Genomic DNA, 23,214 nt, shown 5'->3' with positions numbered 1-23,214 from the left:
AGGCCCGGGTAGGGACATGGCGGTAATGTCTCTGATGTGGTGAAGCGGTCGCCGCTGGTCGGCCGGGCGGCCGAGCGGGCAGCGCTGGATGCGGCGCTCGTACGGTGCCGGGCCGGTGCGGGCGGTCTGATGCTGGTGAGCGGGGACGCGGGCGTCGGCAAGAGCCGGCTGGTCCGGGACGTTCTCGCCGATTGGGACGGCTACGTGCTGCGCGCCGCCGCCGCCCCGGGGGCCGGGGCGTACGCGCCCCTGGCGGATGTGCTGAGCGCCCTCGGTGAGGAGTACGGCGACGGCGCGCTGCCGGGGGCTGCAAGGACGCTCCTTGCCGGACCGGCGGGGAAGGCCGTCGCGGGGGACCAGCAGACGCTGGCCGCAGCCGTCCAGCGGGCCTTTCGCGATGTCGGACGGCGCCGGCCGACGGTGATCGTCCTGGAAGACCTGCACTGGGCGGGCGCCGCGGCCATCGACCTGCTGCCGGTGCTCGCGGCCTCGATGGCGGCCGAGCCACTGCTGCTGCTGGCCACCTACTGCGGTGACGGCCTGCCGCGCGCCCACCCCGTCCGCCGTATGCGTACCGAGCTGCGCCGCGCCGGCAACTTCGCCGAGCTCGCGCTGCGGCCGCTGACCGCCGACGAGACCGGGGAGCTGCTCGCCGGGCTCCTGGACGGCACCCCCTCCCCGGGCCTGGTCGCGGCGGTGCACGAGCGGGCCGAGGGACTGCCGTTCTTCGTCGAGGAGCTGACCGCCGCCCTGGCCGAGTCCGGCGGCCTGCGCCGCACCGGCAGCGGCGTCGGCCTGGCCCCGGACGCGGTGCTGTCCGTACCCGACAGCGTCACGGACGCCGTCCTGGCCCGCACCGAAGACCTGAGACGGCGGTACCGGTCGGCGGTGGAACTCGCCGCGGTTCTCGGCGTACGGGTCGATCTCCCGGCGCTCGCCGCCCTGGTGGAGCCGCAGGCCGTCGACCAGCTCCTCGAGGCCGGGCTGCTGCGGGAAGAAGACCCCGAATCGGCGGTGTTCCGGCACGCACTCGTACGGGACGCGCTGTACCGGGCCATTCCCTGGGCCCGCAGGCGCGGTCACCACCAGCACGTCGCCGCCCGGCTCAGCGCCTGTGGAGCCCTGCCCGAGGTCGTCGCCGCGCACTGGACCGCCGCGCACGAACACCAGCGTGCAAGGCCGCTGCTGCTCGCCGCGGCCGAGCGGTACTGCGCGGTGCACGCCTACCGGGACGCCGCAGCGCTGGCCCGGCAGGCCCTGGACGGCTGGCCCGAAGGCGTGGACCCGGAAGGGCGGATCACCACCATGGAGCGGCTGGCGGACTGCGCCGAGCTCTGCGGGGAACCGGAGCGGGCCGTGACCGGTTGGGCGGAGGTCGCGCGGCTGCACCGCACCCGGGGCGACCTCGCAGGTGCCGGCGCCGCACAGCGGAGGCTGGCGAACGCCGCCGGGCTGATGGGCGACCAGCTGCGGGCGGTCGCCGCCCGCGAGGCCGCGGCTGAGGCCTTCGCGGCGGCGGGCGGGCGCGGTGAGTCGGCGACGGAACGTCTCGCACTGGCCGACCAGCTGAAGTCCGCGGCGCACTACTCCAAGGCGCTGGACCAGGCCGTGGCGGCCGCTGAGGACGCCGAGGCGGCGGGCCGTAGCGACCTGAGGGCCCACGCACTCGCCCTGCAGGGCGCGCTCCTCGCCGCGCTCGGCGACGGCCGGCGGGGAGTCGCCCTCGCCCGGTCGGGGCTGGCGCTCGCCCTGGCCGGTCACCCGGGGGCGTCGGCGGGCGAGACGTACTACGAGCTGGCGGAAGCACTGGAGTACGCGGCCGACTACGCGGCGGCGGCCGGCGTCTACCAGGCGGCCTTCGAACTGTGCCGCGGGCAGGGCGCCACCGAACTGGCGCAGGTCTGCTTCACGTGCACATCACCGGTGACGCGGCTCATGGGCGACTGGGACCGGTCGCTCGCCATCTGCGCCGAGACCCTCGCCGATGAGCACACTGCCGAGCTGCTCCACATGGTGGCGCAAGAGGAGATGGGGCTGATCCTCGCGCTCCGGGGCGACCGACGGCGAGCGCGGGGACCGCTGCGCCGCGCCGCCGCCTTCGGCTACGCCAAGGGGATATTCGGCATGGAAGTGGGCGCGCTCTGGGGGCGGGCCGTGGTCGCCGGCCTCGACGGAGACGAGCCCGGGGCACTCGCATCCGTATCCGCCCTGCTGGAACGCTGCGGCACCAAGGAGGAATGGCACTACGCGCTGCCGGCCCTCCGCTGGAGCGCCACCTTCCTGGCGGAGCGGGGCGACCGCGACGGCCTGGCCCGCTGTCATCGGCTGCTGGCCACCGCCGCGACGCGCAACAGCTCGGCCAAGGTGCTGGCGGCCCTGGCGCACGCGGGCGGCGAATTGGCCCTGGCGGATGGCGACGCGGGGCAGGCGGCGGAGCAGTTCGGCCGGGCCGTGGAGCTCCAGCACGGTGTTCCGGCGCCGTTCGAGAAGGCGCTCAGCGGGCGGCGCCGGGGGGCCGCACTGGCCGTGGCCGGCGACCGGGAAACCGCTGTCCTGGTGCTGACCAGCGCCTACCGGACCGCCCGCCGGCTGGGTGCCAGACCGCTGGAACGCGAGTGCGCGGCCGCGTTGGCGGCGATGGGCGAGCAGGTCGACCGGCGACTCGGCCGCCTCGCCGCCCGCTCGCTCGAGGCCGCCGGTCTCACCCGCCGGGAGAAGGAGGTGCTGCGCCTGCTGGCCGGCGGCCTGACCAACCGCGAAATCGCCCACGAGCTCTTCGTCAGCCCGCGCACGGTCGACATGCACGTCCGCCACGTGTTCGACAAGCTCGACTGCCCGACCCGGACGGCGGCCGCCCGCCGCGCCGCGGAGCTCGGCCTGACCGACGCCCCCACCCCGGCGCCGGCCCGCCGGAAATACGGCAGAACCACGCATGTTCCCTCCGCCGCCGCTCCCTAGCGTGGGACGCACACAGCCGGTACGGGGTGGGGAGAGGAGACAGCGGTCATGGAGAAGCTGGCCATCGTCGTCCGGGACGACGCCTACGACAAGATCCTCACCCCGCTGACGTTCGCCTGGCTCTGCGCGGAGAAGGGCATCGAAGTCGACATGCTCTTCGTGCTCTGGGCCGTCCGCGCCCTCACCGAGGAGGGCGCCGACGCGTTGGAGCTGGAAGGCAGGCACGCCGCGGACGCGGACACACTGAGAGCGCAGATGATCAAGGACGGGGAGCCCACCGAGATCATGGACTACCTCACCCACCTCAAAGGCACCGGCAAGGTGCACTTCTACGGCTGCCGTGCCGCCGCCGGGACATTCGGGGTCGACGAGTCGAACCTGATCCCGGAGGCAGAGGGCATCGTGGACGCCACCTGGTTCCTGGAGGAAAAGGCGACCAAGGCGGACCACTGCCAGTACTTCTGACAACCACTGGTGACCGGGACCGGGACCGGGACCGGGGCCGGGGCCGGGACCCGGACCCGGACCCGGACCGGGATCGAGACCGGGCCTGGGACCGGCACCGGCCCGGCCGACGCCGTGCCGGGCCCGGTCAACGCCGACTGCCGGGCTTTGTGTTGATCACTTGCGCGGGTGCGTCTCGTACATCCGCACCGCCACCACCAGCCCAGAGGCGGCGGTCAGCGAGGCGATCGCATAGATGGCAGTGGTGAGGCCGTACGCGTCGGCGAGGACGCCGGCGAGGAGGGCGCCGACGGCGAAGCCGCCGTCGCGCCAGAGGCGGTAGACGCCGACTGCACGGGCGCGCCAGGCGGGGTGGGCGACGTCGCCGATGACGGCGAGAAGGGTGGGGTAGACGAGGGCTGTGCCGATGCCGAGGAGGATCTGGGCGGTGGCCCAGACGGCGAAGGAGGTTCCGGCGGCGACGAGGGCGATGGCGGCGGCCTGGAGCAGCATGCCCGTGGTGATGAGGTGTTTGCGGCCGATGTGGTCGGACCACCAGCCGGTGAGCATCTGGCCGGCGCCCCAGACCGCGGGGTAGAGGGCGGCGAGTACGCCGATCTGTGCCAGGGACAGGCCATGGGCGGCGAAGAGGAGGGGGAAGACGCCCCAGGCGAGGGCGTCGTTGAGGTTGTTGACCATGCCGGCCTGGCTGGCGGCGGACAGGGCCCTGTCCCGCAGGCTGGTGAGCCGCGCGACCTGCCCGGTGGTCAGCTCACCGTGGCGGGCGCCGCCCGCCCGCGCGGTGTGCCGGGCGGCTTCGAGGCGGGCGTGGTCGCGGGTCTCGCGTACGGCGAGGGTGGACAGGCCCAGGGCCAGGACGACATAGGCGGCGCCCAGCAGGAAGGGGGCGGGGCGCAGTCCCGCGTGTTCGGCGATGGCGCCGGTGGCCATGGCGGTGGCGGCGACGGCGACGTAGCCGGCGGCTTCGTTGAAGCCCATGGCCAGACCGCGGCGTTCCGGTCCGACCAGGTCGATCTTCATGATGACGGTGGTGGACCAGGTCATGCCCTGGTTGATGCCGAGCAGGACGTTGGCGGCGATGATCCAGCCCCAGGACGGGCCCCAAGCCAGCATCGCGGGCACGGGCAGGGCGATCAGCCATCCGGTGATCAGGACCGGCTTGCGGCCGAAGCGGTCCGACCAGGTGCCGGCGAAGAAGTTGGTGACGGCCTTGGTCGCGCCGAACGCCACGATGTAGGTGAGGGCCGAGGTGTAGGCGGAGAGGTGGAAGACGTCATCGGCGAGCAGCGGCAGGACGGTGCGTTCCTGGCCGAGCATGCCGCCGACCAGCGCGTTGATGGCGACGAGCAGGCCGAACTGGGCGAGATTGGCGCGCAGTCCGAGCCGTATCCCGCTGACGTCCGGCGTGGTTGGCGTGGGGGTCACGCGCCCTCGTCCAGCCGGCGTCCGGTGGCCTTGGTCCAGTCGGCGGGTCCGCCGCTGAGGACGGCGAGGTCCTTGTGGCCGGCCCGCTGGAGGAGGCTGGCGGCGGTCATGGCGCGTTCGCCGTGGCCGCAGGCGACGACGGCGCCCTTCGGGGCCTTTCCGGAACGGGCTGCGAGGTCGCCGAGTTCGATGTGAACAGCCCCGGGTATGTGCCCCGTGATGTGCTCGCTCCGCTGGCGGACGTCGAGGACCGGGCGGTCGGCGATCCGGTCGGCGGCGATCAGTTCGAGGCGTTCCTGTGCTCCGCCTCCCGCGGTCCAGGCGTACATGCCGCCGTCGAGGCGTCCGGCCAGACGCTCGTAGCCGATCTTCAGGGCCTGCCAGGTGATCTCGGCCGGGTCCTGACCGGGGGACGTGACGAACACGAGCGGACTGTCGTCGGGCAGCAGCCAGCCCAGCCAGGTGGCGAACTGAGCGCGCAACGGGATGGAGATCGCGCCCGGAAGGTGGCCGGCGGCGAAGTCCGCGACAGGGCGTACGTCGATGACCTGGGCGCCCTGGCGGAGCAGGGTGCGGACCTGGTCCACGGACAGTGCGGGGAGCGCGGGAGAGGGGGCGAGGACGGCGGGCCCGCGCCGGTTGATCTCGCCCAGCCGGTCGAAGTACGCGGGATAGGAGCCGAGGCCGGCGAGCAGCTGCCGTACGAAGGTGTCCTCGTCCGGGGCCCCGAGCAGCGCATTGGCCTGCTTCTGGGCGCCGATGGTGGTGGTGCGCTCGGCGCCGGGCGGGGCGGAGCAGAAGGATCCCGCGCCGTGGGTCGGCCACACGGCGGTGGCGTCCGGCAGCTCGGCCAGACGCCTGAGCGAGCGGTACTGAGCCCGGGCCAGCTCCACGGTGCGGCCGGCACCGAGCAGGTCGGTGCGGGCGGCCGAACCGACGATCAGCGAGCCGCCGGTGAACACCCCGAGCTCACGGGAGCCGTCCAGGAGGAGGAAGGACAGGTGCTCGTCGGTGTGGCCGGGAGTGGCCAGCGCTCGGAGCGTCAGGCCGCCCAGATCGGTCTCGTCGCCGTCGCCGAGCGGGGTGTGCTCGAAGGCGCGGTGGCCGGCGGCGGAAGCCAGGACGGCGGCTCCGTCGTCGTGCGCGAGCTGCACGGCACCGGAGAGGAAATCGGCGTGCAGATGCGTGTCGGCGGCGAAGGCGACCGCGAGGCCGCGCCGCCCGGTGGCCGCACGCAGGGCACGCAGATCGCGGCTCGCGTCCACTGCCAGGGCGCGGCCGTCGCCGAGGTCGACGAGATAGGCGCTGTTGCCCAGCCCCTCATCGACCAGCGGTATCAAGTGATCGTCGGCGAAACCCATCAGGCCCTCCAGGTGTCATGCCGGGTGCCGTCCGTCTCTTCGGCTACCACCCTTAGCTATAATATTCCATGGAACGATGGAGGAAGCCATGGGAGACCCGGCTCGCAAAGCCGCGCTGTACGACGCCTTCGCCCGTACCGGCAAGGCGCTGAGCAGTGGAAAGCGCCTGGAACTGCTCGATCTGCTGGCCCAGGGCGAGCGCCCCGTCGACGCCCTCGCGAAGGCGGCCGGGCTGAACTTGACCACCGCCTCGGCCCACCTGCAGACCCTCAAACAGGCCGGACTCGTGGCCACGCGCCGCGACGGCGTACGCGTCCACTACCGGCTCGCCGGCGACGACGTCGCCGCCCTGTACGCGCTGCTGCGCCAGGTCGCCCGTACTCATCAGGCGGGCGTCGAGCCCGCCCGTACCGCCTACCTGGGCACCGACGGGGCGGAGGAAGTCGACCGCGAGGAACTGCTGGCCCGTGCCGAGGCGGGTGAGATCGTCGTCCTCGACGTCCGCCCGGCCGAGGAGTACGCCGCCGGACACATCCCTGGAGCCCTGTCCATCCCGGTCGCGGAACTCGCCGAGAGGGTCGCGGAGTTGCCGGATGACGCCGAGGTGGTCGCCTACTGTCGCGGGGCCTACTGCGTCCTTGCCTACGACGCCGTACGCGTGCTGCACGCCCACGGCCGCAAGGCGGTCCGGCTGACCGACGGGATGCTGGAGTGGCGGCTGGCCGAGCTGCCGGTGCGGAGCGGGGCCGCGGCATGATCCCTGCATCGCGTTCCCTTCGCCTCTGAGTCTCTGTTCGCCCACGCCTTGGGTGCCTGCTCCCCGGCAGGCACCCAAGGGAAGCGTGAGCAGCTCAGTTAGCCTGCGATTTCGATCTTGCCGTCGGGTGTGGTCGTGCTGGGCATGGCGGACGTTTTCGCGGCGGTGAGGCTTCCCAGGAGCTGGGCGAGGTCGACGCCGGTGGTGGAGGCGAGGAGTTCCATGCCCTGGGCGACGTTGTCGGTGACGGTGCGGGAGAGCTTGCTCGCGCCGTCGGTGGAGATGACGGTCATCTTGTCGATGGCGGACAGCGGTTCTGCGGCCTTGGCCACGACGTGGGGGAGTACCTCGGTCATCATCTGGATCACCGCGGCGTCGCCGTAGTTCGCGAACGCGTCCGCCTTCTTCTGCATGGCCTCCGCCTCGGCAGCGCCCTTGGCCGCGATGGCCGCGGCCTCCGCGTCGCCCTCGAGGCGTACCGCCTCGGCGATGGCGGCGCGCCGGGCGCGTTCGGCCTCCCCTCGCTTGGCGCCCTCGATGGCCTCGGCCTCGGCGAGTGCGGAGCGGCGCTGCTTCTCGCCCTCACCGGTCAGGCGGGCCCGTTCGGCTTCGCCCTGGGCGGCGGCGATGGCCGCGAGGCGTTCGGCTTCGGCCTGCTTGACGCGGGCGACGCGGAGCGCTTCGGCTTCCTGTTCCGCCTGGTAGCGGCGGGCGTCGGCGGGCTTGCGGACCTGGGTGTCGAGCTGGCGGTCGGTCAGGGCCGCCTGGCGTTCGGCGACCTTCTCCTGCTCGGCGAGGATCTGCTGCTGCCGGTCGGCGTCGGCCAGGGGTCCGGCGGCGTTGGCCTGGGCGGTCGCCGCGTCGGTCTCCGCCTTGATCTCGGCCTGGCGCAGGTAAAGGGTGCGCTGGGCGACGGCGATTTCTTCTTCGGCCTTCAGGCGGGCCTGCTCGGCGGCCTGGCGGGAGTTCGCCTCGGCGATGTCGGCTTCCTGCCTGGCGCGGGCCGCCTCGGGGCGTCCGAGGTCCTCGAGGTAGGAGCCCTCGGTGGTGATGTCCTGGATCTGGAAGGCGTCCAGGACCAGGCCCTGCCCTGACAGGCTGGCCTCGGCCTCCTCGGCGACCTGCCCGGCGAACGCGGCGCGATCCCGGATGATGTCCTCGACCGACATGCGGCCGACGATCGCGCGCAGCGCGCCGGAGAGGACTTCCTGGGTGAAGCCGACGATGCCGTCCTGCTGCTGCAGGAACCGCTGGGCGGCGGCGCGGATGGCGTCCTCGGTCCCGCCGACCTTGACGATCGCCACGCCCTCCAGGTTGGCCTTGATACCGCGCAGGGTGACCGCGCCCCGTACGGCGATCGGGATGTGCCGGCTGGAGAGGTCGAGGGTGTAGCGCTGCTGGACGAACGGGACGACGAACACCCCGCCGCCGACCACGACCTTCTGGCCGGTGTTGTCGGTCGATATCCGCCCCGTCTCCGGATCGGTGGAGCTCTTGCCGCGGCGTCCGGTGATGATGAAAGCCTCGCTGGGGCCCGCGACCTTGTAACGGGTGACCACCACGAGGGCGAGCAGAACGAGGAGTACGACCACTCCGACGACCGCTGTGACGACTGGACTCACGAGGGTCCCCCTCCTGCCTCCGAAGCGGCAGATCGATGACGGTTGGGCTGGGTTGCGCGGAAGGAACGGATCAGGGTCAGCGCTCTACGGCGCGGACCGTGACCGAGGTGGCGGACGGTGCGGCCGTCACCCACACTTCGGCGCCCCGGGTCAGCGCGGCATCGGCCCGCGCGGCGTACTTCACGGGCTGGCCGGCCAGCCGGAGCAGGACCTCGCCGTACCCGTCGGCGGGGATGGCGGTGACGACCGTTCCGGTGGTTCCGAGGAGGTCGTCCTGGCGGGGGGCGGCTGCGCTGCGATCTCCCAGCAGCGTCCGGCTCAGCCGCCAAGCCAGCCAGCCCGCTCCGGACCCGGCCACTGCTCCCGCGGCGGCTGCCGCTCCCGGCCCGAGTCCGGTGGACCCGAGCACGATCGCCCCCGTGAAACCGAGCATCGAGACGAAGCCCGCGATCACCGGAAGCGACAGCCAGCCGTCGAACAGGCCGTCGAGAACGCCGTCGAAAGCGCCGTCGACGAACCCGTCGAACACCAGCGAGGCGGCCAACAGCACGATCCCCCCGATGCCGAGACTCAGAAACAAGCCCATGAGCACCTCCGCTGTCGCACTGCCGCCCTCGCTGGACAACGGCATCGTTTCAGCGGGAAGGGCCTGCACACATTGCCAGCCTCCGGCAATCTTTACGGCGCTTTGACGCACAGGCCGGGCATTGGTTTCGGTAGGTACGGAACGCCGCCGGACCGTGGCACGTGCCGCTGCGTCCGGGAGTACCGCGCGACCCGGAGGAACGCACCCGCTCGCTCAGGCGTCGGCGTCGGGCCAGCCCAGCAGGCGGGCGCCGATCACTGCCGTCTGGAGCGTGTAGCGGTTCACGGGGTCGGCCGGGTCGGCGCCGGTGAGGCCGTGGATCCGCTCCAGCCGGTAGGTCAGCGCCCGCACGCTCAGCGACAGCCGACGTGCGGCCTCGGTCGCCACGCAGCCGCTGTCGAAGTACGCGGTGAGGGTGTCGATGAAGGGCTGGGCGCCACCGCGCCCTTTACGGAGCGGGCCCAGCACGCTGTCCACCAGGTCGGCCATCGCTTGCCGGTCCCGCGTCAGGACCTGGTAGACCAGCAGATCCGCGGCGTGCAGTACCGGCCCGTCCAGGCCTATCCGCTCAGCCAGGTCAAGCGCGTTGAGAGCCTCCTCGTACGAGTGGACCACGCCGCCGGCGCCTGGGTGTGAGCGGCCTATGGCCACCTTGCCGCCATCGGTGGCCGCGTACGCCTGCTTCGCGAAGAAGGCGAGAACGTCCGGCTGGTCGCCGGGGGCCACGCAGATCAGCCGGCCGTCCTTCGTGGTCAGCAGGATCTGCCGGCCCGCGAACCGGGTCAGCACCGCCGACTCGATGCCACGGGCCACCGGATACCCGTCCCCGTACGGCTCCGGGCCGCTGGCCACGGCCACCGCATGAGCCTGGGACAAGCGCAGCCCGAACCGCTCCGCCCGCTCCGCCAGCCTCCCCAGATCGCTGCGCCCGTAGAGCAGATCGTCGATGAACTCGCGGCGCTGCGCCTCCTCCTGACGGACCGCCTGATACTGGGCACGCTCGTACCCCTCCACGAAGGCGTCCACCGCCTGCTCGACCGCCGCCAGGAGGGAACCCGCCGCCTTGTACGGGACCGTCGCGAGGACATCCTGCGACGCGGCCAGATGCTCCCGGATCAACCCGCGGAGGCCGAGTCCGTCCTCGGCCGCCTGTTCCCCCATGGCGCGGCGGGAATCGAGTTCGGCGCGGGTCAGCCGGCGTCCCGTGGCACAGGCCTCGCCCAAACTTTCGGCGTGCCCCGCCAGATGGTTCGCCGGTGCTTCCTGGTCCGTCACGCGTTTCCCCCGATCTCGACGCGTCATGGCGTGTTCTTGCCGCGGGGACCAGGGTGACACGGGCAACGAAGGACGCCGCCAACGGCCTCGCCCCGCGATCCGTGCCGGGCGAGCGAACCGGACCTGCGTCGGTTGCACGACGTTCGGCTTCAGCGCGATGCTTCGCTCAGTGAAGGGACACGGATGCAGAGCGATGGCATGCCTATGACATTGAGCACGCGGTGGTGGTGGGGACGCGGGAGGCGTACGGGAGTGCTCGCCGCGGCGACCGCCTTGATGGCGGCGCTCCTGACCGGAGCTGACGCCGCCGGGACGGCGCGGGCGGCCACCGTGGATACGGGCGTGTGGTACGTGCTGGTGAATCGTGGCAGCGGCAAGGCGCTCGACGTGTCGGGAGGGAGTACTGCCGACGGGGCGGCGCTGTCGCAGTGGGCCCGTCATGACGGGGCCGACCAGCGGTTCCAGTTCGTCGACTCGGGTGGCGGCCACTACCGGCTGAAGGCGCAGCACTCGGGCAAGGTGCTGGACGTCTACGACTACTCCACCGCGGACCACGCGGACATCGTGCAGTGGAGCGATACGGGCGGCGTCAACCAGCAGTTCCGGCTGGCGGACTCGCCGGACGGTTACGTCCGGCTGATCAACCGCAACAGCGGCAAGGCCGTCGAGGTCCGGAACGCCTCCACCGCGGACGGCGCCAAGGTCGTGCAGTACGCCGACCGGGGCGGGGCCCACCAGCAGTGGCAACTGGTCCGCGCGACGGGAGTGCCGGCGCAGGTGCACACCGCGGGGCGGGTCAAGGACGCCGGGAACACGGTGCAGTACAGCTGGCCCGGCGTGTACTTCGAGGGCCGCGTCAGGGGCACCGGCGTGGGCATCGTGCTCAACGACTCGGCCGCCGATTACGACGTCCAGGTCGACGGAGCCACCGTCGCCACGCTCGTCACGCCCGGCGACACCACGCACTGGATCAACGGGCTGCAGAACCGTGAGCACACCGTCCGGCTCGTCAAGCGCAACGACAGCCCGGGGGACACCAGTACGTTCGGGGGCTTCCTGGCCGCGCCCGGCGGTGCCGTACTGGGCAAACCGACGGCCCGCAGCCGTCAGATCGAGTTCATCGGCGACTCCCTCACGGTGGGCTACGGCAACCTCTCGACCTCCCGCACCTGCACCTGGGACCAGATCAAGCGGAACACCAACTCCGATGTGAGCTACGGCGCCCTCACCGCCCGGCAGCTGGATGCCGACTACCAGCTCAACGGCTATTCGGGCCTCGGCATGGTACGCAACTTCAACGGAGGCTCGCCGGACGTCACGTACCGGAACTTCTACGACCGTGCCCTGTTGAACGTGTCCGGCGACGTCTGGCAGAACCCGGGCACCTGGCGCCCCCAGCTCGTGGTGGTCAACCTCGGCACCAACGACTTCTCGACCGCGGTCAACCCCGGTGAGCCGTGGACGCCCGACAGCCTTGCGGCCGACTACCGCAGCGCCTACGGCGACTTCCTCCAGAAGCTGCGCACGCGCTACGGGGCCGGGACGACCATCGTGGCAGTCGGCGCCAGCCAGTACGCCGGCCATGTCCAGCAGGTGGTCAAGGCCCGCAACGACGCCGGCGACAGCGGGGTCCGCTACTGGTTCCTCGACGACTCGGGCCTGGACTTCCTCGGCTGCGACTGGCACTACTCCGCCCATGACGACCGACTCATCGCCGACCGCCTCACCTCGTTCCTCGCCGGTCTGCCGACAGGCTGGTGACGGCCGCGAGCCCGGCGTGATCGGCAAGAGCGAGACACCCCTACGGGAGGGCCTGCGCGCACCGGATCGTCTTGCCGACGCCGGGTCAGATGAACCGCCACAGGTGGTCGTTGGTGCCGTTGTCGTCCCAGAGGACGGTCTGGGCTCCCAGGGCGGTGGAGGCGCCGGGCCGCCTTCGAGCCGTCGCGTCACGTTCGCTGCGTCCCCGGGTCGTCGGGTCCTGCTGGCGGACGGGGCCGGTGGTGACAGGCGTCGGGGCCGGTCGGCCGGTGCCAGGCTGCGCGGAACGGTGTGGGCTTCGACTGGTTCACAGTCCCCGTGCCAGCCGGTAGTACGCCTGGTTCCAACGGAGATCGCGCCGGAACTGCTTCGGGGTGGTGGTCTCGTCGATGAGGACGAGTTCCAGGCGGAGCATTTCCGCCAGGTCGTCGAGGTGGTCGGAGGTGAGGGCGGTGCTGAGGACGGTGTGGTGCGGTCCTCCGGCCGTCAGCCAGGATTCGGTGGAGGTCCGCAGGTCGGGGTGGGGCCGCCAGACCGCGCGGGCGACGGGCAGGGCGGGCAGGGGGTAAGGGGGTGCCACCACGTCGATGTCGTTGGCGATCAGGCGGAAGCGGTCGCCGAGGTCGGCGAGGCCGACCACCACGGCCGGGCCGGGGGCGGCGTCGAACACCAGGCGCACCGGGTCCTCCCGCCCGCCGATCCCGAGGGGGTGGATCTCGCAGCTGGGCCTGGCGGCCGCGAGGGTGGGGCAGACCTCCAGCATGTGTGCGCCGAGGATGAGCTGGTTGCCGGGTGTCAGGTCGTAGGTGTAGTCCTCCATGAAGGAGGTGCCGCCCGGGAGGCCGGTGGCGGCCACCTTGAGGGCGCGCAGCAGGACGGCGGTCTTCCAGTCGCCCTCTCCTCCGAAGCCGTGCCCCTGGGCCATGAGCCGCTGGACCGCGAGGCCGGGCAGCTGGCGCAGTCCGCCCAGGTCCTCGAAGTTGGTGGTGAAGGCGCCGAAGCCGCCCGTTTCGAGGAAGGTGCGCAGGCCGGCTTCGATGCGGGCCGCGTAACGCAGCGCGTCGTGCCGTTCGCCTCCCGGCCGCAGTTCCGGCGTCAGGTGGTACAGGTCCTCGTACTCCTTGACGAGGGAGGTCACCTCGGTCTCGTCCGCGCTGTCGACGACCTCCACCAGGTCGTTGACGCCGTAGGTGTTGACGGAGACGCCGAAGCGCAGCTGGGCCTCGACCTTGTCGCCCTCGGTGACGGCCACGTCGCGCATGTTGTCGCCGAAGCGGGCGACCTTGAGGGTGGCCAGCTCGGATCGTGCGGCGGCCGCCCGCGCCCAGATCGCGACGCGTGCGGTCGTCACCGGATCGGTGACGTGGCCGGCCACGGTCTTGCGGGGTACGCCGACACGGGCCTGGACGTGCCCGAACTCGCGGTCTCCGTGGGCGGCTTGGTTGAGGTTCATGAAGTCCATGTCGATGGTGTCCCAGGGCAGGGCCACGTTCGACTGGGTGTGGAGATGCAGCAACGGCTTGCGCAGCGCGTCCAGTCCGGCGATCCACATCTTGGCCGGCGAGAAGGTGTGCATCCAGGCGATGAGCCCGATGCACCGGTCGTCGGTGTTCGCGTCGAGGCACACCCGGCGGATGGCGCCGGCGTCCGTCAGTACCGGCTTCCACGCCACGCGCGCGGGAATGCCGGAGGCGTCGGCCAGCGCGATGGCGATCTGCCGCGACTGTTCGGCGACCTGCTTCAGCGTTTCCTCCCCGTACAGGCCTTGGCTGCCGGTGAGGAACCAGATCTCCTGGACGGGGGATGTTTGGCTGGGCACATGGGCTCCTGAAGGTGACGTCCCGCGATGGTGGTGAGGGCGGCGGGCGGGTGGGGACAGCGGGGCGGGATCAGCCCGCGGCGTGGGTCGTGTCGCGGATGTTCCTCAGGCGGTGCAGCAGGCCGCCGGTGCCGAAGTGGTCGTGCAGGAGCCGGTACTCGGCGAAGAGGGCGTCGTAGGCGTCGGCCCGGGAGGCGTCGGGCGTGTAGACGGCAGGCCGTCGGCGGCCCATGGCGGCGGTGGCCGTTCGTACGTCGGTGTGCGCGCCGGCGGCTACGGCGGCGTGGATGGCCGACCCCAGGGCGGGCCCCTGGTCGGACGCGGCGAGGGAGACGGGGCGGCGCAGCACGTCGGAGTAGATCTGCATCAGCAGTTCGTTCTTGGCCAGTCCGCCGGCGACGATGAACTCGTGCACCGGTACGCCGCCCGCCTCCAGGGCCTCCACGATGACGCGGGTGCCGAACGCGGTGGCTTCGAGCAGCGCGCGGTAGACGTCCTCGGGGCGGGTCGCGAGGGTGAGACCCACGACGACTCCGGATAGGTGGTGGTCGACGAGGACCGAACGGTTGCCGTTCAGCCAGTCGAGGGCGACCAGTCCGTGGCCGCCGACCGGCTGTCGGGCGGCTTTCCGGGTCAGCAGGGTGTGCAGGTCCTCGCCGCGGTCGGCGGCCTCGGCGAGGTAGTCCGACGGGACGCCCTGGTCCAGTACCCAGGCGAAGATGTCGCCGACCGCGCTCTGGCCGGCCTCGTAGCCGTAGGTTCCCTCGACGATCCCACCGCCCACGACACCGCAGATGCCGGGGACATCGGCGAGGACGGGCGCGTTCACGACGTGGCAGGTGGAGGTGCCCATGATGGCGAGCAGTTGACCGTCCTCGACGGCCTGGGCCGCCGCCGCGGTGACATGGGCGTCGACGTTGCCCGCGGCCACGGCGATGCCCGGGCGCAGCCCTGTCCAAGCCGCTGCCTCGGTACTGAGCGAGCCCACGCGTGAGCCCAGCGCGGAGAGGGGGAATTCGAGGCGGGTACGTGCGAAGTCGGCGAACCGGGGGTTCAGCGCGGCCAGGTACTCCTCGCTCGGGTAGGCGCCGTCCTGGTGGATGCCCTTGTATCCGGCCGTGCAGGCGTTGCGGGACTCCGTTCCGGTGAGCTGCCAGACGATCCAGTCGGCGGCCTCGATCCACCGCGCGCAGGTCTCGTAGACGAGCGGATCCTCCTCCAGGACCTGGAGGGCCTTCGCGAACTGCCACTCGGCGGAGATCCTGCCGCCGTAGCGGGCGATCCACTTCTCCCCGCGGGCGTGGGCGAGTTCGTTGATGCGGTCGGCATGCGACTGGGCCGCGTGGTGCTTCCACAGCTTGGGCCACGCGTGCGGGCGTCCGGCGAGCTCTGTCTCGGCGAGCGGGGTCCCGTCGGCCAGCGTGGGCAGGACGGTGCACGCGGTGAAGTCGGTGGCGATGCCGATCACTGCGGCAGGATCGACCCCGGCCGCCGCCACGGCCTCCGGGACGGCGTGACGCAGTACGTCCCGCCAGTCCTGGGGGTGTTGCAGGGCCCAGTCCGGAGGCAGCCAGGCACCGCCGTGCGGCAGGTGCCGGTCGATGACGCCGTGCCGGTAGGGGTGGACCGCCGCGGCCAACTCCTGACCGTCGCGAACCCGCACCACCACGGCGCGGCCCGACAGCGTGCCGAAGTCGACGCCGACCGTGTACTGCTCCTGCTCCGATTCCTCGGAATGCGGGGTGGGCGCGTGGGGATGGGGTGATGTCAACAGCGTGCCTTTCGAAGGAGCCGTGGGGCGGCAGGCGGCCCGGCAGGCGAAGTTACCGCAGTGCCATGCAGTGTGAGCGCTAACAATGCCGATAGGCAAGAGGTCGCGGGTGGGTCGTATGTGAGGCCCCGGCACCCGACGCGGTAACGGGCAGGTAACGCGCGCAAGGGGGTTGAGAAGCTGGCTTGTTAGCGCTCACAATGCGACAGCACTCCTGGGACTCCTAGTAAAAAGGACACTCGATATGGCTCGCAGAGCAGCTCTCGTCCTCGCCGCCGCCCTTCTCGCCTCCTCGGCGTTGACCGCCTGCTCGACCGAGGGCCCCGCCTCCGGCGCCCCCTCGGGAGCCAAGGGTGGCTCCGACGGCACGATCACGCTCGGCTTCGCCCAGGTCGGCGCCGAGAGCGGTTGGCGTACCGCCAATACCAAGTCGGTCCAGGAGGCGGCGAAGAAGGCCGGGATCACCCTCAAGTTCTCCGACGCGCAGCAGAAGCAGGAGAACCAGATCAAGGCGATCCGCAACTTCATCCAGCAGAAGGTCGACGTCATCGCCTTCTCGCCGGTCGTGGAGTCCGGTTGGGACACGGTGCTGAAGGAGGCCAAGGACGCGGGCATCCCGGTCATCCTCACCGACCGCGCCGTGGACACCAAGGACACCTCCCTCTACAAGACCTTCCTGGGCTCGGACTTCGTCAAGGAGGGCAAGTCCGCGGGCGAGTGGCTGACCGGCGCGTACGCCAACGAGCAGGGCCCGGTCAACATCGTCGAGCTCCAGGGCACCACGGGCTCAGCGCCCGCCAACGACCGCAAGGCGGGCTTCGCCGACGTCATCCGCGCCGACGGCAAGTTCAAGATCGTTGCCTCGCAGTCGGGCGACTTCACCCGCGCCAAGGGCAAGGAAGTCATGCAGGCGTTCCTGAAGTCCCAGAACGACATCGACGTCCTCTACGCCCACAACGACGACATGGCCCTCGGCGCCATCCAGGCCATCGAGGAGTCCGGCAAGAAGCCCGGGACGGACATCAAGGTGATCTCGGTGGACGGAATCAAGGACGCCTTCGTCGCGATGACCGAGGGCAAGATCAACGTCGTGGTGGAGTGCAACCCGCTGCTCGGTGACCAGCTGATGGAGCTGACCAAGAAGGTCGCGGCCGGGGAGGCCGTGCCGACTCGTGTGGAGACCGAGGAGGGCGTCTTCCCGCAGGACAAGGCCGCGGCCGCGCTGCCGTCCCGGAACTACTGAAAGAGCACGTTCCGGTGCCGGAGGAGGCCCGGCACCGGTGCCTCCTTCACTTCCTTCACCGTCCGGAGCGCGCTCCACCACCCCACCCACGAGAGGAGGGCGGATGGCATCCCCGTCCACCCCGCGGCCCACGGACGCCTGCGGCCCGCGGCCGGTCCTGGAAGCCCAGGACATCCGCAAGCAGTTCCCGGGCGTGCTCGCCCTCGACGGAGTCGCCCTGCGGCTCTTCCCCGGTGAGGTGCACGCCCTGATGGGCGAGAACGGCGCCGGGAAGTCCACCTTGATCAAGGTGCTCACCGGTGTCCACCCCGCCGACGGCGGCACCATCCTCGTCGACGGCCGGCCTCACACGTTCGCAGGCCCCCTCCAGGCGCAGCAGGCCGGCATCAGCACCGTCTACCAGGAGGTCAACCTCTGCCCGAACATCTCGGTCGCCGAGAACATCCTCATCGGGCGCGAACCGCGCCGGTTCGGTCTCATCCACTGGTCCGCGATGCGCCAGCGGGCGGCAGAGCTGCTGACGGAACTGGACCTCGACCTGGACGTCACCGGTCTGCTCGGTTCGCACTCCCTGGCGGTGCAGCAGCTCGTCGCCATCGTCCGGGCGGTGGACGTCTCGGCGAAGGTGCTCGTGCTGGACGAACCCACCTCCAGCCTGGATCGCGAGGAGGTAGCCCAGCTCTTCACGCTGGTGCGGCGCCTGCGGGACCGCGGTGTGGCCATCCTGTTCGTCACGCACTTCCTCGACCAGGTATTCGATCTCTGCGACCGCGTGACCATCCTGCGCAACGGCCGCCTGGAAGGCGAGTACCCCATCGGCGAACTCACACCGGTGACGTTGGTGCAGCGCATGATCGGCGGGGAACTGGCCACCCTCGACCAGCTGTCCGACCGCGCCCACGAGCAAGCGGCCGAACGGGCGACCAGCGAGCCCTTCCTCCGGGCACGACAACTGACCCGCACCGGCTCGATCGAACCGTACGACCTCGACATCCATGCCGGCGAGGTCATCGGACTGGCCGGCCTCCTGGGATCGGGCCGCACCGAGGTGGCACGCCTCCTGTTCGGCGCGGACAGCGCGGACGCCGGAGAAGTGAGCATCGAGGGCGAGAGGGTACTCCTGCGCACCCCCCGCCACGCCATCGCCCGAGGCATCGCGTTCTGCTCCGAGAACCGCAAGTCCGAGGGACTGGTGGGCGAGCTCACGGTCCGCGAGAACGTCATCCTCGCTCTGCAGGCCGCCCGCGGCTGGACCAGGCCGCTGGCCCGTGCGAAACAGGACGAACTGGCACGGCACTGGATCGAAGCCCTGGACATCCGCCCCGCCGACCCCGAAGCGCAGGTACGCCACCTCAGCGGGGGCAACCAGCAGAAAGTCCTCCTCGCGCGTTGGCTGCTGACCGCACCCCGGCTCCTGATCCTCGACGAACCCACCCGGGGCATCGACATCGGGGCCAAGGCGGAGATCCAGAAACTCGTGGCCTGCCTGGCGAGCGAAGGCACCGCCGTGCTGTTCATCTCGGCGGAACTCGAAGAGGTCCTGCGCCTGAGCCACCACATCGCCGTGCTCCGCGACCACCGCATGGTGGCCACCCTCACGAACGACGACAGCGTCACGCCCGAACGCATCCTCACGACGATCGCCACGGGAGCGGACTCATGACCCCCCAGCCCGCCAGGTCCAAGTCCAAGTCCACGGCGGTCGGCGGAATCGGGAGACGACTGGCCGGCCACCGCCTGCTGTGGCCGACGCTCATCCTGCTCGCTCTGCTCCTCGGCAACCTCGCGTTCCACCACGACTTCTTCTCCGTCCGCATACGCGACGGCCACCTCTACGGCAGCCTCATCGACATCCTCCAATTCGGCGCGCCCCTCACCCTGGTGGCGCTCGGCATGACCCTCGTCATCGCCACCCGCGGCATCGACCTCTCGGTGGGTTCCACCGTCGCCATCGCCGGTGCCCTCGCCTGTGGGCACATCTCCACCGCCGCACATCCCGGCAGCGTCGCCACCATGCTCACGGCCGTCGCCCTCGCGCTCGGCGTCGCCCTCGTACTGGGCCTCGCCAACGGCTTCCTCGTGTCCGGGCTGGGCGTGCAGCCCATCGTGGCCACTTTGATCCTCATGGTCGCGGGCCGCGGCGTCGCCCAGCTGATCACCGACGGCCAGATCATCACGGTGACCAGCGGCCCCTACAAGATGATCGGAGGCGGCTACTGGCTGACCTTCCCGTTCGCCGTCCTCTTGGCAACCGCCCTCGTCGCGCTCACCGCCTTCATCACCCGTCGCAGCGCACTCGGCATGCTGATCGAGTCCGTAGGCGGCAACCCCGCCGCCAGCCGCCTGGTCGGCATCCGCGCCGGCGGTCTGCTCGCCCTGGTCTACGTCTTCAGCGCGCTGTGCGCCGCCGTCGCCGGGCTGATGATCAGTTCCAACGTCTCCAGCGCCGACGGCAACAACGCCGGTCTGTGGATCGAACTCGACGCGATCCTCGCCGTCGTCGTCGGCGGCACCGCCCTGACCGGCGGACGCTTCACCCTCGGCGGCACCGTCCTGGGTGCCCTGATCATCCAGACCCTGTCCACCACCGTCTACACGCTCGGCGTCCCACCCGAGACCACCCTCGTCTTCAAGGCATTCGTCGTCATCGTCGTCTGCCTCGTGCAGTCCCCGGTCTTCCGGGCCAAGGTCCTGCGCCGCCGCAGGACAACCACTCCCCGATCCCACACCACGGCGGGCGCCGCCCCGCAGCAGCAGGAGGTACGCGCATGAGTACCGGCATCGCGAGCGCCGCCGCGCAACTCACCCGCCCCTTCGCGACCGTGTCCCCGCGCACCCGCACCCGTATCCCACTGATCGTCACGGCCGTCCTGCTGGTCGTCATGTTCAGCGTCGGATCGGTGCGCTACGAGGGCTTCCTCTCCGCGCAAGTCGTACTGAACCTGCTGATCGACAACGGATTCCTGCTGGTCGTCGCGGTCGGGGCGACCTTCGTCATCCTCACCGGCGGCATCGATCTGTCCGTCGGCTCCATGGTGGCCCTGTCGACCATGCTCACCGCCTGGATGGTCGAGTCGCACGGCTGGCCCCTGGCCACCGTCGTTCCCCTGGTCCTGCTGGTCGGCGCCGCGAGCGGGGCGCTCATGGGCTGGATCATCCACACCTTCGAGATCCAGCCGTTCATCGTCACCCTGGCCGGCATGTTCCTCGCCCGCGGGCTCTGCTACACGATCAGCACCGAATCCATCACGATCAGCGATCCCACCACGGCGGGAATCGCGCAGACCCGGCTGTACGGGCCGGGGGGACTGTTCGTCTCGATCCCCGTGGTCATCGCCCTGGCCGTGCTGGTGATCGCCTTCGTCGTACTGCACCACACGCGCTTCGGCCGCAACGTGTACGCGCTGGGCGGCAATGAGTCCTCCGCGCGCCTGATGGGTCTTCCGGTGGGCTCCACCAAGATCGCCGTATACGCGGTCAGCGGCCTGTGCTCCGCGCTCGGCGGCCTGCTGCTGACCTTCTACATGCTCTCCGGCTACGCCCTCCACGCCATGGGCATGGAACTCGACGCGATCGCCGCCACCGTGATCGGCGGCACGCTGCTGACCGGAGGTTCCGGCTTCGTCCTGGGCACCGCCCTCGGCGTGCTCGTTCTGGGCATGATCCAGACGGTCGTCAACTTCCAGGGCACGCTCAGCTCCTGGTGGACCCGGATCGTCATCGGCGCCCTGCTGCTCGTGTTCATCGTGCTGCAACGTCTGATGAGTGGACGCCGCCCCGCCGCCGACTGACTCCCGGTTCCCGTGCGGCTTCCCCCGGCCGGGCCCGCGCGAAGATCCACACGCGCGGCGCCCGCCTCCATTCCCTGACCCTGCCGTACCGCTGTCGTCGGCGTCACCCACCGGCTTGCCACCCAGGACAACGGGCATACCACCCTGCACGGGGGCCCCGACGCGTCCCGGGGCCCGGCTCCCCACGGGGCCCGGCTCCCCACGGGGCGGGGGCAAACCCTGGGCGGTGGGGGTCACTCCCCGCGGGGAGGGCTCCTGCGGGCCGTACTGGCGCGCACGATGAGCTCGGGCGCCACCACCAGGTGCGTCGACTCGTCAGTCCGGCCTTCGATGTGGTCGAGGAGCAGCCCGATGCTGTCGCGGCCGATCGAGGCGAAGTCCTGACGGATCGTCGTCAGCGGGGGTGGGAAGAACTCCGCCTCGGGGATGTCGTCGAAGCCGGCGACCGCCACGTCCTCCGGCGTGCGCAACCCCGCTTCCCGCAAGGCCCGTAGAACGCCGAGGGCCATCTGGTCGTTGGCGACGAACACCGCGGTGAGGCCCGTTCCCCGCCCTCGTGACGCCCTGACCCGACCCGCGAGCTGCTGACCGGCCTGGTATCCCGACAGCGGACTCCAGTCGCCGCGCAGCAGGGGTGGTACCTCGGCGCCGGCCTCTCGTAGCGCGTCCTCCCACCCCTGCGTGCGGGCCTCGCTCTCCAGCCAGTCGGGAGGGCCCGCGACATGCCACACGGTGGCGTGGCCCGACGCGAGAAGATGTTCCGTGATCATGCGAGCGCCGAGGTTCTGGTCCAGCGACACCCCTGGCAGGTCCAGGGTGTGACCGCCCTCCACGGTGACCACCGGGCACGGTGCTTCCAAGGCCGCCAGGGCCCTCACCGCGTCGCGTTGGGGAGTGACGGCGACGATCCCCTCCACGCCCCATCCGGCGAGGTGCTGCATGGCTTCGGCGAGGGCTGTCTGCGTGGCTGTCCGCAGCGTGACGGCGGACGTCAGATAGCCGCGGTCCCGAGCCGCTTCTTGAACTCCCGCCACGGTGCTGGCGGGCCCGTGCAGCGTGGTGTTCACCGCGATGACGCCCAGCGTGTGGGTCCGGCGAGTGGCCAGAGCCCGGGCTGCCGAGTTACGGCGGTACCCCAGTTGCTCGATGACCTGTGTCACCGCGGCCCGGGTCTTGGCGCTGACGTTCGGGTGGTCGCTGAGCACCCGTGAAACGGTCTGATGGGACACGCCGGCGACGCGCGCGACGTCCGTCATCGTGGGCGCTCGCGAGACGTCTGGGAGCTGGGTCAACTCTCTTCCTTTCCTCGTCGAGCGGCCTTCCCTCAAGGTACCGAACCAGCCGCGCCCCGCACACATCTCGGACCGAGCGGGAGATGGTCGACGGGGTATCGATGTTGGCGCTCACATTATGCAGCGATCGCCGCGCGCTGTGGGGAGGAATCTGCGCTCACCTCTTGAGGTTTCTGCTTGTTAACGCTCACAATCTGTCCTCGGGGCTACTGCACTCGGGGCTGCTGCGGTCGTGCAGCCGCGCCGCCTGGCGCGGCCCCATCAGTCCAGCCCACTCATGCGCGACTGCGGGGCCTGCCGGACGCCGGTCCCAGGAAGCCGCCGCGCGCATGTCGGAAAGACGGTGAGAGCGTAGTGAGCGAGACCATCCTCAAGGACCTCCGTCGCGAGGTCCTCGCGGCCAACCTGCGCATCCCGGAGGCCGGTCTGGCCACCCTCACCTGGGGAAACGTCAGCGGAGTGGACCGAGACGCCGGCGTCTTCGTCATCAAGCCGTCCGGGGTCTCCTACGCCGACCTCACCGAGGAGGACCTGGTGGCGGTGGCACTGGAGGACGGGCGAGTCGTCGACGGCCGCCTCAGGCCGTCCACCGACACCGAAACCCATCGGTGCCTCTACCTGGCCTTTCCCTCCATCGGCGGCGTCACCCACACGCACTCGGCGCATGCCGTCGCCTTCGCCCAGGCACGCCGCCCGATCCCCGTGCTCGGCACGACACACGCCGACACCTTCAACGGCCCCGTCCCCGTGACGGCGGACCTCACCGCGGAGCAGTGCGCGCAGGACTACGAGTACAACACCGGGCAGGTGATCGTTGCCCGGCTCGACGGGGACCCCCGTCGGGCCGACGGGGTCCCCGGAGCGCTCGTCTCACGACACGGCCCCTTCACCTGGGGCGCCACCGCGAAGGCTGCGCTGGAGAACGCCATCGTCTGCGAGGCCGTGGCGGAGATGGCGCTGCACACGCTGGCGCTGGGGTCCCGCCTCGGGCACGCCTCCGAACCACCGAGGCATCTGCTGGAGCGGCACTTCACCCGTAAGCACGGACCGGACGCCTATTACGGCAACACCAGTTGAAAATGTAGGGG

Annotated in this window: 17 protein-coding genes; 9 read left to right on the top strand and 8 right to left on the bottom strand. The window is 71.0% G+C overall.

The genetic code is table 11. From position 1 onward, the window contains the following. Window positions 1–36 precede the first annotated feature (36 nt). Together ACZ4TV_RS16385 and ACZ4TV_RS16380 are read left to right on the top strand one after the other, a co-directional pair. Entirely contained in the window at window positions 37–2,958 is a 2,922-nt protein-coding gene (locus ACZ4TV_RS16385) for an ATP-binding protein (RefSeq protein ID WP_468135086.1), read from the top strand. A gap of 48 nt (window positions 2,959–3,006) precedes the next feature. Continuing rightward, window positions 3,007–3,423 carry a DsrE family protein gene (locus ACZ4TV_RS16380; RefSeq protein ID WP_468135084.1) on the top strand — a complete coding sequence of 139 codons (417 nt, stop codon included), beginning with the start codon at window positions 3,007–3,009 and terminating at the stop codon, window positions 3,421–3,423. A 156-nt stretch (window positions 3,424–3,579) separates the two neighbouring features. Here ACZ4TV_RS16380 and ACZ4TV_RS16375 read toward each other — a convergent pair whose 3' ends face one another. After that, window positions 3,580–4,848, bottom strand: coding sequence for an MFS transporter (locus ACZ4TV_RS16375; RefSeq protein WP_468135082.1), 1,269 nt, complete (start codon window positions 4,846–4,848; stop codon window positions 3,580–3,582). Then, entirely contained in the window at window positions 4,845–6,209 is a 1,365-nt protein-coding gene (locus ACZ4TV_RS16370) for an MBL fold metallo-hydrolase (protein ID WP_468135080.1), read from the bottom strand. Before ACZ4TV_RS16370 ends, ACZ4TV_RS16375 begins: the two co-directional genes overlap by 4 nt. Before the next feature lie 88 nt (window positions 6,210–6,297). On the opposite strand from ACZ4TV_RS16370, the gene ACZ4TV_RS16365 reads away from it, so the two are divergent. Next, window positions 6,298–6,966 (top strand): ArsR/SmtB family transcription factor, encoded by a 669-nt coding sequence (locus ACZ4TV_RS16365; RefSeq protein ID WP_468135078.1) that lies wholly within the window; start codon window positions 6,298–6,300, stop codon window positions 6,964–6,966. Window positions 6,967–7,064: 98 nt separating this feature from the next. Here the strand turns inward: ACZ4TV_RS16365 and ACZ4TV_RS16360 are convergent, their stop codons facing one another. The 3 genes from ACZ4TV_RS16360 to ACZ4TV_RS16350 all read right to left on the bottom strand — a co-directional run bounded on the left by ACZ4TV_RS16360 (window position 7,065) and on the right by ACZ4TV_RS16350 (window position 10,449). Continuing rightward, on the bottom strand, window positions 7,065–8,588 hold the full coding sequence (locus ACZ4TV_RS16360) for a flotillin family protein (RefSeq protein WP_468135076.1): 1,524 nt from the start codon (window positions 8,586–8,588) through the stop codon (window positions 7,065–7,067). A gap of 76 nt (window positions 8,589–8,664) precedes the next feature. Continuing rightward, window positions 8,665–9,174: a hypothetical protein gene (locus ACZ4TV_RS16355; RefSeq protein WP_468135074.1), complete on the bottom strand. Its 510-nt coding sequence runs from the start codon at window positions 9,172–9,174 to the stop codon at window positions 8,665–8,667. A 213-nt stretch (window positions 9,175–9,387) separates the two neighbouring features. After that, complete coding sequence (locus ACZ4TV_RS16350; RefSeq protein ID WP_468135072.1) at window positions 9,388–10,449, bottom strand: PucR family transcriptional regulator; 1,062 nt, start codon at window positions 10,447–10,449, stop codon at window positions 9,388–9,390. 276 nt (window positions 10,450–10,725) lie between these two features. Here ACZ4TV_RS16350 and ACZ4TV_RS16345 point away from each other — a divergent pair, with 276 nt between their 5' ends. Beyond that, window positions 10,726–12,210, top strand: a complete 1,485-nt coding sequence (locus tag ACZ4TV_RS16345; protein WP_468135206.1) for an RICIN domain-containing protein — start codon at window positions 10,726–10,728, stop codon at window positions 12,208–12,210. A gap of 307 nt (window positions 12,211–12,517) precedes the next feature. On the opposite strand, the gene araA is transcribed toward ACZ4TV_RS16345, so the two are convergent. Both araA and araB read right to left on the bottom strand, forming a co-directional pair. After that, on the bottom strand, window positions 12,518–14,029 hold the full coding sequence (araA, locus tag ACZ4TV_RS16340; protein WP_468135070.1) for an L-arabinose isomerase: 1,512 nt from the start codon (window positions 14,027–14,029) through the stop codon (window positions 12,518–12,520). Between the two features lie 70 nt (window positions 14,030–14,099). Continuing rightward, on the bottom strand, window positions 14,100–15,800 hold the full coding sequence (gene araB, locus ACZ4TV_RS16335; protein WP_468135068.1) for a ribulokinase: 1,701 nt from the start codon (window positions 15,798–15,800) through the stop codon (window positions 14,100–14,102). Between the two features lie 244 nt (window positions 15,801–16,044). On the opposite strand from araB, the gene ACZ4TV_RS16330 reads away from it, so the two are divergent. The 4 genes from ACZ4TV_RS16330 (at window position 16,045) to yjfF (ending at window position 20,834) form a co-directional block, all read left to right on the top strand. Beyond that, window positions 16,045–17,043 carry an ABC transporter substrate-binding protein gene (locus ACZ4TV_RS16330; RefSeq protein ID WP_468135066.1) on the top strand — a complete coding sequence of 333 codons (999 nt, stop codon included), beginning with the start codon at window positions 16,045–16,047 and terminating at the stop codon, window positions 17,041–17,043. Between the two features lie 103 nt (window positions 17,044–17,146). Beyond that, window positions 17,147–18,706 (top strand): sugar ABC transporter ATP-binding protein, encoded by a 1,560-nt coding sequence (locus ACZ4TV_RS16325; protein ID WP_468135064.1) that lies wholly within the window; start codon window positions 17,147–17,149, stop codon window positions 18,704–18,706. Further along, window positions 18,703–19,815 (top strand): ABC transporter permease, encoded by a 1,113-nt coding sequence (locus ACZ4TV_RS16320; RefSeq protein WP_468135062.1) that lies wholly within the window; start codon window positions 18,703–18,705, stop codon window positions 19,813–19,815. The genes ACZ4TV_RS16325 and ACZ4TV_RS16320 overlap by 4 nt, the downstream gene beginning before the upstream one ends. After that, window positions 19,812–20,834 (top strand): galactofuranose ABC transporter, permease protein YjfF, encoded by a 1,023-nt coding sequence (gene yjfF, locus ACZ4TV_RS16315; protein ID WP_468135060.1) that lies wholly within the window; start codon window positions 19,812–19,814, stop codon window positions 20,832–20,834. Before ACZ4TV_RS16320 ends, yjfF begins: the two co-directional genes overlap by 4 nt. Before the next feature lie 233 nt (window positions 20,835–21,067). On the opposite strand, the gene ACZ4TV_RS16310 is transcribed toward yjfF, so the two are convergent. After that, window positions 21,068–22,090, bottom strand: coding sequence for a LacI family DNA-binding transcriptional regulator (locus tag ACZ4TV_RS16310; protein ID WP_468135204.1), 1,023 nt, complete (start codon window positions 22,088–22,090; stop codon window positions 21,068–21,070). Window positions 22,091–22,480: 390 nt separating this feature from the next. Between ACZ4TV_RS16310 and araD the strand changes: the two genes are divergently transcribed. Next, a complete protein-coding gene (gene araD, locus ACZ4TV_RS16305) occupies window positions 22,481–23,203 on the top strand; it encodes an L-ribulose-5-phosphate 4-epimerase AraD (RefSeq protein WP_468135058.1) in 723 nt (240 codons plus the stop codon). The last annotated feature ends 11 nt before the right edge of the window (window positions 23,204–23,214 follow it).

It is taken from the genome of Streptomyces sp. NPDC028910, from assembly GCF_055564955.1.
The sequence above is the reverse complement of the archived record's forward strand: the minus strand, read 5'-3'. Positions and strand labels throughout refer to the sequence as shown.